Here is a 12223-nt window from a genome sequence, read left to right as displayed (position 1 = left end):
AATGAATTCATTTAATTTGTGCGAAACCATTCAAACCAATTATTTTTTGGCATACAATACAATTAACCTGTTATGAAAAAAATATTGCTATTGATGATAAGTTGCTTTTTACTAAGCACCATGTTTGTAAACGCACAGCGCTATGCAGTAATTGATACAAAGTATATTTTAAATAAAATGCCCGAATATATTCAGGCTAACAAACAAATTCAATTAATTAGCGAGCAATGGCAAAAAGAAATTGATGATAAACAAGCCGCACTTGACCAAATGTATAAGAATTATGCAGCAGAGCAGGTAATGTTAAGTGATGAACTTAAAAATAAACGTGAAGCAGAATTATTTAACAAAGAAAAAGAAGTACGCGATTTACAAAAAAAACGTTTTGGTTACGATGGTGATGTATTTAAAGAAAGACAACGTTTGATTAAACCCATACAAGACAAAGTTTACAATGCTATTCAAAAAATTGCAGTGGAAAAAGCTTATGATTTTGTATTGGATAAAAGTGAAGGAATTACCGTTATATTTGTCGACCCAAAATTAGATAAGAGCGATGACGTGCTCCGCGTTTTGGGTATTAAACCATAAAATTTTTTACAAAAAGCAAACAAAAAACAACCTATAAAACAAAAAAAATGAAGAAAGTAATAGTATTAGTTGCCGCCTTTGGTTTGACTATGGTTATGGCGGGTACCTCAATGGCACAAAACATTAAAATTGGCATTTTTGACGAGCAAAACGTTTTAGCTTTAATGCCCGGTATTCAAAAAGTAGATACCTTATTGAATCAATACATGACCGATTCATTAAACGAGCAGAGAGATTATGCTATTAGTGAGTTTAAAAGAAAAGATAGCATTTTTAAAGCTGATTCAGCTAAAATGAATTCAAGCATGAAATCAATTATGCAACGCGATTTGGCTGATCAATTTGCAAAATTGCAGAACTGGCAACAATATCAAAACCAAATGATGCAGCAAAAACAAGGTCAATTATTGCAACCTTTTTATGATATTATTGGTAAAGCATTTCAGGAAGTAATGGCAGAGCAAAAATACAATTACGTATTTAAGCCCGATGCTTTGTTATATGCAGAAAAATCGGAAGAATTAACACTACGTGTATTGGCAAAAATGAAAATTCCTTTACCTAAAGAAATCCAAGATCAAATAAAAGCTTTGGGTATTAGCACAAGTGGTACTTCAAACCCGTCACCTGCTAAGGCTCCGGTAAAACATTAAAATTCGTCCATAAAAATATATTCAAAAAAGCATCTGCGCTGTAAGAAAGCCCAGATGCTTTCTTACTTTTGAACTATGCAAGATAAAAAAGGGCCCATTGGGGTTTTCGATAGCGGCTATGGAGGATTAACCATTTTAAAAGAAATTTCTGCTTTATTACCGCAATACGATTATTTGTATTTAGGCGATAATGCTCGAACTCCTTATGGATCCCGAAGTTTTGAAACAGTTTATCATTATACCTTGCAATGCGTAAAATGGTTTTTTGAACAAGGGTGTTCCTTGGTTATTTTGGCTTGCAATACAGCATCTGCCAAGGCATTGCGCACTATTCAACAAAAAGATTTACCTGTATTGGCTCCTAATAAAAGGGTAGTAGGGGTAATTAGGCCAACCGCCGAAATTATTGGCCAATTTTCTCTTTCAAAGCAAATTGGTATTTTGGGAACACAAGGCACAGTGCTTTCACAATCATACCCTATTGAAATACAAAAATTTTTTCCTGAAGTAACCGTTTGGCAGCAAGCTTGCCCCATGTGGGTACCTTTAATTGAAAATAATGAACACTTAAATGAAGGGGCTGATTATTTTGTTGAGAAATACATTCAACAACTATTACAGCAAAATGCCAATATTGATGCAATTTTATTAGCGTGTACACATTATCCTTTATTGTATCCGAAAATTAAAGCGGCACTTCCTGCACACATTCAGGTAATTATGCAGGGAAATATTGTGGCGCAAAGCCTGCAAAATTATTTGCAACGCCACCCTGAAATAGAAGCAAAATGTACCCAAAATGGGCGGCAAGCCTTTTATACAACAGATGATGATGGAATTTTTGAACAACAAGCTACTTTATTTTATGGCAGTGAAATAAAGGCACAACAGATTGATTTGGGTTAAAATAGTATGCAATTAAGCCTTTTTTACGGGTAGAAACTGTATAAAATTGAACGTTTGGATACTGAATTCAAAAAAAACTGCCTGAAAATTACCAATTTTAATCGGCTACCCTTACCTTTGCCATCCTTTCACAAAACGAGTGGTATGGTGGCCACAGTTGAAGTTGAAAAAATTATTTTTGGGTTAGCAAAACAAAATTATTATGAAACGTACATTCCAACCTCACAAGCGTCGCCGCAAATCGGTACATGGCTTCCGCAAGCGTATGCAAACTGCTAATGGAAGAAAGGTGTTAGCCAGTCGCAGAAGGAAAGGTCGCAAGAAGTTAACTGTATCTAGCGAAAAAGGTTTAAAATAGCAATTTCAAAATTCTTTATATCTTTAAAAGCCTCACCCAAAACACGGACGAGGCTTTTTTTATTGAAAACATGATAGCATGACTAGCGGGCTTTATTCTTATTCAAAACCCGAAAAACTAAAAAGCCGAAAGCAAATAGATGCTTTGTTTGCTAATGGTCAACAATTATATGCTTACCCTATTAAAATTTTTTACACCCTTACAATTAATGAAGCACTGCAACCAAACTTGTTGCAGGCAGGTGTAGCCGTTAGCAGCCGTTATTTTAAAAAAGCGGTTCATCGCAACTATATTAAACGCCTGTTACGTGAGGCTTACCGATTGAATAAAGTTGAATTAAAAACTACAGTTTATCAAAAGCAAGTACGGTTGAACTTGTTTATTATTTATGTGGGCAAAGAAATGCCTGAGAAAGATAAATTACCGCAGGTAGTGAAGAAGTTGTTGCTTCAATTAAATCAAAAATTGCATGAAATGGATATTGAACATACTTAGTTGGCCATTTATTTTATTGATTAAGTTTTATCAATATGTAATTTCTCCCAACATTGGACCCAAGTGTAGGTTTACACCTACCTGTTCGCAATATGCCATTGAAGCATTAAGAAAATATGGTATAATAAAGGGTGGCTGGCTTTCATTAAAACGCATTAGCAAATGCCACCCTTGGGGAAGTCATGGGCACGATCCTGTGCCGTAATTATTTTTTAGGCTGCTGTGTTTGTGGTGCAGTTAAGGCTTTAAGTTTGGCAAGTTGTTCCCGAATTTCGTTCAAAGTATAAAAACGGTAAACTTCCGGATCTTTATCACCTACTTTTTCAATAGAAGTCATTTGGTGAAATGGCGGAACCACAAATGCATCAGTATTGGTTGTAAGTTTTACGGCTGTATTCGGTGTAACAAAAAAGTTGCGATTGGCCGCAGATACATTTTTTCCTTCAATAAGTTGGCTTATTGAATCAATACCCTTTTCAAGTGTAGCTTGTTTAATGGTATCAACAGTTGTTTTTGGAGCAGCATAATTTTGATAAGCACCTGCGATAGTATCTTTTCTTGCATTTAGCATAAAAAAGCCATTATCATTTAAAGTAACAGGAGTGCTTGTACCATCTTCTGCTTTTATGGTAAGTGTTAATGGACCTGAACTGTTAAATTCTACTGTTTTATCAGTTGCACCTGAGCCCCCGGCCAAAGTAATGGTTTTACTATCTGCATTTACATTAATATCACCTGTAGCAACTATCATTACTTTTTTTGTGTTGTTCGATGAGCATGCTGCAAATAATACAGCAGAAAATGCAACGTAGGTAATTTTTTTAAGCATTGTTTCAATGATTTTGTGTGTTAAAAAAAGTATTTGCTTTTAATTATTTTCGGCATAAATTTTTTCAATTTCTGCTGCATATTTTTCCATGATAACTTTTCTACGCAGGCTCATTTTGGGTGTCATTTCGCCGGTATCAATTCCCCATTCAACAGGCAATAATTCAAACTTTTTAATTTGTTCTACATGGTTAAACAGCTGATTGTATTTATCAATAATTTTTTGGTATTGTTCAACCACTTTAGGTTCCCGAATGGCTTGTTCTTTACTGGAAAAAGGAATATTGTTGTCTTTCATCCATGATTGTAAAGTGGAAAAGGATGGTACAATCAGCGCCCCTACAAATTTTCTTTCGGGGCCAACAACCAATACTTGTTCAATAAAGCCGCTCTCTTTTAATTTATTTTCTATAGGTTGTGGTGCAACATATTTACCACCGCTGGTTTTAAATAATTCTTTTTTTCTGTCGGTAATTTTTAAAAAACCTTCATCCCATTCACCTATATCGCCAGTATGAAGCCAACCATCAATTACTGCTTCTGCTGTTAAATCGGGGCGTTTGTAATAGCCAACCATAACACAGGGACCCGATACCAAAATTTCACCATCAGGTGCCAATTTCACCTCAATGCCTGAAATAGGAGGTCCAACTGTCCCAAATTTTTTACCGCCTGGTGTTTTTCTGTTTACACAGATAACCGGACTGTTTTCGGTGGGGCCATACCCTTCATATACAGGAATTTTTGCAGCATTAAAAATGCGCAATAGTTTAACCTGGCAAGCGGCACCTCCGGTAACAATATATTTTACATTGCCACCTAATGCGGCGCGCCATTTGCTAAAAATTAAACGATTGGCTAATGATAATTGCATATTATACCACCAACCTTTATTAATACGATTATCATATTGAGTACCTAAAGCAACTGCCCAAAAAAACAATTTGCGTTTAATACCGGTAAGTTGGCTGCCGGTATGCATTATTTTTTCAAATACTTTTTCTAATAAACGGGGAACTGTGGTAAAACCGTCGGGTTGTACTTCTTTTAAATTATCACCTATAGTATCTAAACTTTCTGCGTAATAAATAGAAATGCCGCTGTATAAATAAATATAGGTAACTGTTTTTTCGAAAATATGGTTCAGTGGTAAAAAGCTTAATACTTTGGTTTCAGGAGCATCTTCAAACGGAAAACTTTCTTTACTAAACATTACATTGCTGTAAATATTACTATGGCTTAACATTACACCCTTTGGTGTACCGGTTGTGCCTGAAGTATAAATAATGGTGGCTAGATGAGAGGTTGGAATTTTTGAACGAATGTTTTGTATGGCTTGAAGTTGTGTTTCTTCTGTCACCAATAATTCACGCCAATTTCTGGCCCCCTCAATATTATTGAAAGTGAAAATGTGTTGTAAGGTAGGTACATTGGCTTGAACACCTTTAATCTTATCTAAAAGGTCGGCACTGCTAATAAATATGGTGGTAACTTTTGAATCGTTTAAAATAAATTCAATTTCAAGTGGGTTGGTAGTAGGATATAACGGAACCAAAATAGCACCACATTGTTGCACGGCCAAGTCGGTAATTACCCATTCAGGGCGATTGTTACTAATAATAGCCACTTTGTCGCTGCCTTCAGGTGTAAAATCGTTTCCACTAATACCTAACGAGTGAATGCCGGCGCTAAGTTGCAATGATAATTGCTGAATTTGTTGAGTGCTATAGCTGCGCCAATGACCGTTTTCTTTTGCAGCCAACATGGTTTCTTTAGGAAAATACTGTAATTGGTGGTCAATTACATCGAATAAGCGTTTGGGTGTAAGCATAATGGCAGATCGTTAATACTAAATGATTTTTTTGTTTGCAACAAAATACAATTTAAGAAAACCACATTAATTAAAAAAACAGAACCTGCTTTAATAGTGGTTTAGGAACGCAAACTTTATAAATTCTTAATTAATTTACTGATGATAAAATTGCCCCAAGGGTATTTTAAATATTCGATTGCTTTGATATTGTTTAAAAGCATTGGCTTCTGAAGCATGTTGCTGTACCCAGGTTTGGTATTGAGCGGGACTGGCAGCAGCACCAAATATCCATTGATTGTAGGCTTCAAACATACCATCTCGTAAAAAATATTGCCATTGATCAAATAAACGAGAAGGGAATTGTTGGTTTAGGCCGCCATTATACCAATCTAAAACAAATCGGGTTCGTACAGCCAATAAATTATCGGGTGTAACACCTGTAGCAATTTGATAAATACTGTTTTTTAAAACCTGCATATAAGCCAAAGCAAAGGGAGTTTTTTTATAATCACTTGTCCATTGTTCGGGTTTAAATTGCGTGTATAATTTTTTGTAAGCATCTAACAATGTACTTTTCATGCTGGCAGTGCGTGTTGTGTAGCTTTCGAGGTTTACAAAAATTTCGCCATAATACATTACCCAAAATAAATTGGTATTGCTTTGGCTGTAATACATAGCGGCATTGAAGTAATTGCTGCTATAATTAGGGTCGACTTCAATTCCTTTTTCCCAATATTGAATAGCTTTATCTAAATTTTTGTTCATGGCCAATAATTCGCCATACTCATTATATAAAACACCACTGTTGGGAAATTTTTTGATGCCTTTTTCATATAGGTCAGCACCTTGTTTGTACTCGGCAATGGCTTTATAACACATGCCTAAAATTTGATAGGCTTGTTCGTCGGCACCGGGTTGATCAATAATTTTTTTGCTAACATTAATTGCGCTGGCGTAATCGCGGTTTAAGAAATTAGCAAAAGCCAGATCTTTTTGAATGTCTAAATTTTTAGGGTCTTGTTGCAAAGCATTATTCAAAACCATAATGGCATTATCATAGTCGCCTTGTTGCAGCAATTGTTTACCATCTTTATACAATTGTGCGGCATCTTGTGTTTGCGCCAATGCTGCAATGCTAAATATGCCGAACAATAAAAATAAAGCAACACGTTTCATAAAAATACTTTTCTGGCTTTCGCGAAAATACATTTATTCATAAATTAAATGTGTTAATAATCCATCGCGTAACTTAGGCTCAAACCAAGTGCTTTTGGGTGGCATTATTTCATTATTGTCGGCAATGGCAAATAATTGGTCCATCGTAACAGGATAAAGGCTAAAGGCTACTTTCATTTCACCACTATTTACCCTTGCTTCCAATGCTTCCATACCTCTTATTCCGCCTACGAAATCAATGCGCTTATCGGTACGTTGGTCAACAATGTTAAAAATGGGTTCTAAAATGTTTTGTTGTAAAATACTTACATCTAAAATTCCAATGGGGTCGGTAGTAAAACTGCCGGGCAATGCATTTAATTCATACCAATTTTCGTTAATATACATGCCCATTTGGTGAGGCTTTGTTGGCTTAAATGCTTTTTTGCCTTTGAGTAGAACTGTAAAATTTTTTTGTAATGCTGTTAATAAACTCTCTTCATTGTGGTTGTTTAAGTCGGTAATTAACCTGTTATAGTCTAAAATAGCCAATTGATTGGCAGGGAATAAAGTAGTTAAAAAAAAGTTGGCGCCCTGAGGTATGTTACCGTTAAACGATTTTCTTACTTTGGCTGCAGATGCGGCACGGTGATGACCATCGGCAATGTAAGTAACGGGCACTTGTTGCTGAAACAAATTTGAAATAGTATTTATGGCAGTGTCATCATTTACAATCCAAATAGTGTGGGCAATTCCATCATCTGCAACAAAATCGTAAACCGGGGCTTTGGTATGAGTCCACTGTTCAACAAAAGCATCTATATCATTTACATTTCGGTAAGCTAAAAACACATTACCGGTTTGCGCACCGGTTTTGGTTATGTGGTTAATCCGGTCCTGTTCTTTATCAGGACGTGTAAATTCGTGTTTCTTTATAATGTTGTTATCATAATCATCAACAGCACTCGTACAAACAATACCGGTTTGACTTTTACCGTTCATGATTAATCGATAAATATAATAGCAAGGTTTGCTTTCGCGGAATAAAACTTCTCTTTTAATAAACGCATTTAAATTTTGTTTGGCTTGTTCATATACCTCAGGTGCATGCACATCAATGTTTTCCGATAAATCAATTTCACTTTTAGTAATGTGTAAAAATGAATGTGGATTGCCTTGTGCTTCTATTTTTGCTTCTGCACTGCTTAATACATCATAGGGTTTGCTGGCGACAAATTTTGAGTATTGCGGCTGCGGGCGAAGGGCTTTAAAAGGTTGAATAATGGCCATGCTATTGTTAATTGATTTAAAAAACTTGTTTATGAAATTATTTATCCGTGCTTTTGAGCAAAATATTGGGCTAATTCGCAAAATGCCTGAACGCTTTCTAACGGTAGGGCATTATACATACTTACTCTTATGCCACCAACGGTTCTATAGCCTTTTACACCTACCATTCCATTTTCGGAACAGGTTTGCAAAAATGAAGACAGTAAGTTTTCATCTTTCATAAAAAATACTGCATTCATTAAACTTCTATCTTCTTTGGCAATAGATGATGTAAAAATGGGTAAGCTGTCAATGGTATTGTAAAGCAATGCAGCCTTTTGTTTACTACGCTTTTCCATTTCAGTTAATCCTCCTTCTGCAACTATCCAACGAAGGGTAAGTAAAGCAACATAAATAGCAAATACCGGCGGTGTATTTAATAATGATTTTGCTTCAATATGTTTTTGGTAGTGCATAATGGGTGGAACAGGCTTTTGTATAGAACCTGCCCAATTCTTTTTTATTACAACCAAGGTAACCCCTGCAGCGCCCATGTTTTTTTGTGCGCCGGCATAAATAAGTGAACATTGGTTAAAAGGCATGGGCTTGCTAAAAATATCACTACTCATGTCGGCTACCAGTGGCAAGTTTGTTTCCGGTAAACTATGCCATTGAGTACCTTCAACCGTATTGTTGGTTGTAATGTGTAAATATTTGGCGGTGTTGGGTAGTGATAAGTTCTTGGGTATGTAAGTATGCTTTTTATCTTTTGATGAAGCTGCAATGTGCACATTGCCAAAAAAACCGGCTTCCTGAATAGCTTTACTTCCCCAAATGCCATTGTCGCAATAGGCAGCGGTATCGTTGGGTGTTAGGAAGTTCATTGGAATTTGCATGAACTGAGTAGTGGCACCGCCATGTAAAAACAAAACTTCGTAATCATCATTTAGTTGCATTAGTTGCTTTACCAACGCTTTGGCTTCTTCAATAACAGCAATAAACCAATCGGTACGGTGACCAATTTCCAAAATTGATAATCCAATTCCATTAAAATCGTGCAATGCTGCAGCAGCTTGTTCTATTACTTTTGCAGGCAAAATGGAAGGGCCTGAATTGAAATTATGTTTTTTCATGATTACTAAAAAGTGCTGCAATTTAATTAAATAGCGGCAAAGCAATGCGTTAATAAATTCATGAAAACAAATGGTAGTTAGTCGTGTTCGGTAATTCCGCCACTAATTATAAATTTCATAGCTTCGGCAGCATTCATATTATTTACAATACGAACTCTTTCTTTTGGAACAATGTAAGTAATACCACTAATGGCATAAGAGTGTGGTACATATACAACAATATGATCGGGCAAATTAAATCCTAATGCATCTTTGCTGGTTATAAAACCTAAACGCCATACATCATTGGCATCAACATTTACCATAACTGGTTTATCAAACTTCTTTTTATTACCCGAAAACGCTTCAAAAAAATCTTTTACTGAGGAGTAAATAAATTTTACGCCGGGCGTATGTTCTAAAATGGTATCGAAAGCTTCTACAATTTTTGAAAAGATGAATGACGAAGAGATACGGCCAACCAATAGTACAACTATAACTACAACAATAAAGCCAACACCCGGAATGCGTTTTAAGCTGCCATCAGGATTTTCCTTAATTAAATCGGGGAAAATACTATGAATAATATTGGGTAAAATGCCATCAATAAAATTAAAACCACTCACCACCAGCCAAATAGTTATACCTATGGGTGCTAAAACTGCCAGACCTTGTAATAAGTGTTTTAAAATATTACGCAGTAACAATTGAAAAACCAAAGAAATCCGGCTTTTTTTCATACCACAAGTTTACAATAAAATGGGTAATAAAGCACATAAATCAGTAAACAGATTTGTTTTATAAATATTCATATTCGGTTACTTGAATTTTTTTTCAATGTCGTTCATGCGGTTTTCTTTGTTTATAAGTAATACTTTATTCGTATTTATAAAAAAATGAAGAAAAATATTGATAGAAACTTTGGTAACATTAAAAGTTTCCATAGTTTTGCGCCCGTTATGGAAAATGAAATGCGGATGATTACAAAAGCCCATGAGCTATTTATGCGCTACGGCGTTCGTAGTATAAGTATGGATGAAATTGCCTCGCAGCTGGGCATGAGTAAAAAGACCTTATACCAATATTTTACTGATAAGGATAATTTGGTAGAACAGGTAATACAAGTTGAAATAAAAAGAAATGCAGAGCGGTGCACTTTTCAATGCCAACAAAGCGAAAATGCCATACACGAGGTTTTCTTGGCTATTGAAATGGTGGAAGACATGCTGAAAAATATGAATCCGCTGCTGTTGTATGAATTGGAAAAATATCATCCCAAAGCTTTTCGGCAATTTTACGAGCATAAAAATAAGTTTTTGTATCAGGAGATTACCCGCAATTTAAAACGAGGCATTGAAGAAGAGCTTTATCGTTCTGATATAAAAATTGATATTATGGCTGCTTACCGAATAGAGTCAATTTTCTTAATATTTAATCCTGCATTCAATCAATCTATAGGTAGTAAATACAGTTTGGCAGAATTGGCTGAAGCCATCACGCAGCATTTTTTATACGGAATTGCAACCACAAAAGGCCAAAAGTTAATTACAAAGTATCTCGAAAAGGAATTCAATCGCATATAAACTAAAATATCTAAAACGTAAACTTATAAATGAAGGGTATGAAACAAAAATTAATGATACTGCTATTTGTTACCATTAGCAGTAGTATTGTGTTAAGGGCCCAAACCGGTGAGGGAATACATGCATTCTCATTACAACAATGCATAGAATATGCACATAAAAACAATGCTCAAATTAAAAATGCATTATTAAATGTTCAAATACAGCAGCAAATAAACCGTGGGGTAACGTCGGCTGCATTGCCGCAATTAAATGGAGGGATTAGTACGAATTATTATCCCAATGTGGCAGTTCAGAGTTTTCCCAACTTTATTGCTGCAGCTACTTATGGAGTATTGGTACAGGAAGGAGTAAAAAATGGAGCAGGAAATCCAATCGTTGCTCCATCAGATTTTGGGTATGTGCAGGCGCAATTCGGTACACCTTACAATGCTACTGCAAGTGTTGCCCTCTCACAAATTTTGTTTGATGGTCAGGTATTTGTTGGGTTACAAGCACGTGCTACATCTATGCAATACCAACAAAAGAATGTTGAAGTAACCGAAGAAAATATTAAGGCCAATATTTATAAAGTATACTATCAGTTAGTGGTAAGTAAAACCCAGGTAGCATTGCTCGATGCTAATATTGAACGCTTTCAAAAGTTGTTACACGATACACAAGAAATGTATAAAAACGGGTTTGCAGAAAAACTAGATGTTGATAAAACTTCCGTACAACTAGCGAACCTGCAAACCGAAAAACAAAAAACCTTAAACAGTATTGCTGTTGGTTATTTGGGCCTAAAAATTTTACTTGGCATGCCGGTTAAAGATTCGCTTATCCTTACTGATAATATAAATGAAGATGCAATAAAAGATAATGTATTAAATGATACAGCTTATCAGTACATCAATAGAAAAGATTTTCAATACTTACAGTTAGTAAAAAAACTAAACCAATACAATGTAAAGCGATATCAAATGAGTTATTTGCCAACCGTAACCTTATCCGGTTCATTTGCGAAACAGGCTTTTCGTAGCCAGTTTAATTTTTTTGATAAAAAAGGTGATTGGTTTACCGCTTCGGCAATTGGTTTAAATATCAGTGTGCCTTTGTTTGATGGATTTGCAAAAGATTCAAAAATTAAGCAATCGCGATTAGAGCTTAAACAAACCGATAACTCTTTAGATGCCTTGAAACTTTCTATTGATAATGATGTGAAAACTGCTCAACTAAACTTTGCTAGTGCTTTAGAAACACTCGATTTTCAAAAGAAAAATATGCAGTTAGCAGAAACCGTTTACAACCAAACAAAAAAGAAATACGAGGTTGGAACAGGAAGTAACACAGAAATAACTTCTGCAGAAACAGACCTAAAAACAGCCCAAACCAATTATGTTAATGCATTGTACGATGCTGTAATTGCCAGAGTTGATTATTTAAAAGCAACCGGAAAATTATAATTCATTCAAAAAAAT

General features: G+C 35.3%; 14 protein-coding genes. 8 read left to right on the top strand and 6 right to left on the bottom strand.

Annotation, left to right across the window (positions count from 1 at the left end; translation table 11 throughout):
- Positions 1–72: 72 nt before the first annotated feature.
- The 6 genes from ACP5P5_RS05985 (at position 73) to yidD (ending at position 3208) form a co-directional block, all read left to right on the top strand.
- Positions 73–591 carry an OmpH family outer membrane protein gene (locus tag ACP5P5_RS05985; protein WP_428285195.1) on the top strand — a complete coding sequence of 173 codons (519 nt, stop codon included), beginning with the start codon at positions 73–75 and terminating at the stop codon, positions 589–591.
- A gap of 47 nt (positions 592–638) precedes the next feature.
- Positions 639–1244 (top strand): OmpH family outer membrane protein, encoded by a 606-nt coding sequence (locus ACP5P5_RS05980; protein ID WP_428285194.1) that lies wholly within the window; start codon positions 639–641, stop codon positions 1242–1244.
- A gap of 75 nt (positions 1245–1319) precedes the next feature.
- A complete protein-coding gene (gene murI / locus ACP5P5_RS05975) occupies positions 1320–2150 on the top strand; it encodes a glutamate racemase (RefSeq protein ID WP_428285193.1) in 831 nt (276 codons plus the stop codon).
- Positions 2151–2352: 202 nt separating this feature from the next.
- On the top strand, positions 2353–2508 hold the full coding sequence (gene rpmH / locus ACP5P5_RS05970) for a 50S ribosomal protein L34 (protein WP_074419624.1): 156 nt from the start codon (positions 2353–2355) through the stop codon (positions 2506–2508).
- A 78-nt stretch (positions 2509–2586) separates the two neighbouring features.
- Positions 2587–3003 (top strand): ribonuclease P protein component, encoded by a 417-nt coding sequence (gene rnpA / locus ACP5P5_RS05965; protein ID WP_428285192.1) that lies wholly within the window; start codon positions 2587–2589, stop codon positions 3001–3003.
- The gene (yidD, locus tag ACP5P5_RS05960) at positions 2978–3208 is read left to right on the top strand and encodes a membrane protein insertion efficiency factor YidD (RefSeq protein WP_428285191.1); all 231 of its coding nucleotides are present in this window, start codon (positions 2978–2980) and stop codon (positions 3206–3208) included. Before rnpA ends, yidD begins: the two co-directional genes overlap by 26 nt.
- Here the strand turns inward: yidD and ACP5P5_RS05955 are convergent, their stop codons facing one another.
- The 6 genes from ACP5P5_RS05955 to ACP5P5_RS05930 form a co-directional block, all read right to left on the bottom strand.
- Positions 3209–3832 (bottom strand): hypothetical protein, encoded by a 624-nt coding sequence (locus tag ACP5P5_RS05955; RefSeq protein ID WP_428285190.1) that lies wholly within the window; start codon positions 3830–3832, stop codon positions 3209–3211.
- A gap of 39 nt (positions 3833–3871) precedes the next feature.
- Positions 3872–5662, bottom strand: coding sequence for an AMP-dependent synthetase/ligase (locus tag ACP5P5_RS05950; protein WP_428285189.1), 1791 nt, complete (start codon positions 5660–5662; stop codon positions 3872–3874).
- 135 nt (positions 5663–5797) lie between these two features.
- Positions 5798–6820, bottom strand: a complete 1023-nt coding sequence (locus tag ACP5P5_RS05945) for a tetratricopeptide repeat protein (RefSeq protein ID WP_428285188.1) — start codon at positions 6818–6820, stop codon at positions 5798–5800.
- Between the two features lie 33 nt (positions 6821–6853).
- Positions 6854–8089, bottom strand: coding sequence for a DUF1015 domain-containing protein (locus tag ACP5P5_RS05940; RefSeq protein WP_428285187.1), 1236 nt, complete (start codon positions 8087–8089; stop codon positions 6854–6856).
- A gap of 41 nt (positions 8090–8130) precedes the next feature.
- On the bottom strand, positions 8131–9201 hold the full coding sequence (gene serC, locus ACP5P5_RS05935) for a 3-phosphoserine/phosphohydroxythreonine transaminase (protein ID WP_428285186.1): 1071 nt from the start codon (positions 9199–9201) through the stop codon (positions 8131–8133).
- Between the two features lie 77 nt (positions 9202–9278).
- Positions 9279–9920, bottom strand: a complete 642-nt coding sequence (locus ACP5P5_RS05930; RefSeq protein ID WP_428285185.1) for a DUF502 domain-containing protein — start codon at positions 9918–9920, stop codon at positions 9279–9281.
- Between the two features lie 156 nt (positions 9921–10076).
- On the opposite strand from ACP5P5_RS05930, the gene ACP5P5_RS05925 reads away from it, so the two are divergent.
- On the top strand, positions 10077–10763 hold the full coding sequence (locus tag ACP5P5_RS05925) for a TetR/AcrR family transcriptional regulator (RefSeq protein WP_428285184.1): 687 nt from the start codon (positions 10077–10079) through the stop codon (positions 10761–10763).
- A gap of 38 nt (positions 10764–10801) precedes the next feature.
- Positions 10802–12208, top strand: a complete 1407-nt coding sequence (locus ACP5P5_RS05920; protein ID WP_428285183.1) for a TolC family protein — start codon at positions 10802–10804, stop codon at positions 12206–12208.
- Positions 12209–12223 lie beyond the last annotated feature (15 nt).

This window comes from Hydrotalea sp. (assembly GCF_049968455.1).
Taxonomy (GTDB): domain Bacteria; phylum Bacteroidota; class Bacteroidia; order Chitinophagales; family Chitinophagaceae; genus Hydrotalea.
The sequence above is the reverse complement of the archived record's forward strand: the minus strand, read 5'-3'. Positions and strand labels throughout refer to the sequence as shown.

What these genes read in the sequence shown, in the direction of transcription:
- ACP5P5_RS05985 (WP_428285195.1), top strand. Translation starts at nt 73, where the DNA reads ATGAAAAAAATATTGCTATTGATGATAAGTTGCTTTTTACTAAGCACC.
- ACP5P5_RS05980 (WP_428285194.1), top strand. Translation starts at nt 639, where the DNA reads ATGAAGAAAGTAATAGTATTAGTTGCCGCCTTTGGTTTGACTATGGTT.
- murI (WP_428285193.1), top strand. Translation starts at nt 1,320, where the DNA reads ATGCAAGATAAAAAAGGGCCCATTGGGGTTTTCGATAGCGGCTATGGA.
- rpmH (WP_074419624.1), top strand. Translation starts at nt 2,353, where the DNA reads ATGAAACGTACATTCCAACCTCACAAGCGTCGCCGCAAATCGGTACAT.
- rnpA (WP_428285192.1), top strand. Translation starts at nt 2,587, where the DNA reads ATGACTAGCGGGCTTTATTCTTATTCAAAACCCGAAAAACTAAAAAGC.
- yidD (WP_428285191.1), top strand. Translation starts at nt 2,978, where the DNA reads ATGAAATGGATATTGAACATACTTAGTTGGCCATTTATTTTATTGATT.
- ACP5P5_RS05955 (WP_428285190.1), bottom strand. Translation starts at nt 3,832, where the DNA reads ATGCTTAAAAAAATTACCTACGTTGCATTTTCTGCTGTATTATTTGCA.
- ACP5P5_RS05950 (WP_428285189.1), bottom strand. Translation starts at nt 5,662, where the DNA reads ATGCTTACACCCAAACGCTTATTCGATGTAATTGACCACCAATTACAG.
- ACP5P5_RS05945 (WP_428285188.1), bottom strand. Translation starts at nt 6,820, where the DNA reads ATGAAACGTGTTGCTTTATTTTTATTGTTCGGCATATTTAGCATTGCA.
- ACP5P5_RS05940 (WP_428285187.1), bottom strand. Translation starts at nt 8,089, where the DNA reads ATGGCCATTATTCAACCTTTTAAAGCCCTTCGCCCGCAGCCGCAATAC.
- serC (WP_428285186.1), bottom strand. Translation starts at nt 9,201, where the DNA reads ATGAAAAAACATAATTTCAATTCAGGCCCTTCCATTTTGCCTGCAAAA.
- ACP5P5_RS05930 (WP_428285185.1), bottom strand. Translation starts at nt 9,920, where the DNA reads ATGAAAAAAAGCCGGATTTCTTTGGTTTTTCAATTGTTACTGCGTAAT.
- ACP5P5_RS05925 (WP_428285184.1), top strand. Translation starts at nt 10,077, where the DNA reads ATGAAGAAAAATATTGATAGAAACTTTGGTAACATTAAAAGTTTCCAT.
- ACP5P5_RS05920 (WP_428285183.1), top strand. Translation starts at nt 10,802, where the DNA reads ATGAAACAAAAATTAATGATACTGCTATTTGTTACCATTAGCAGTAGT.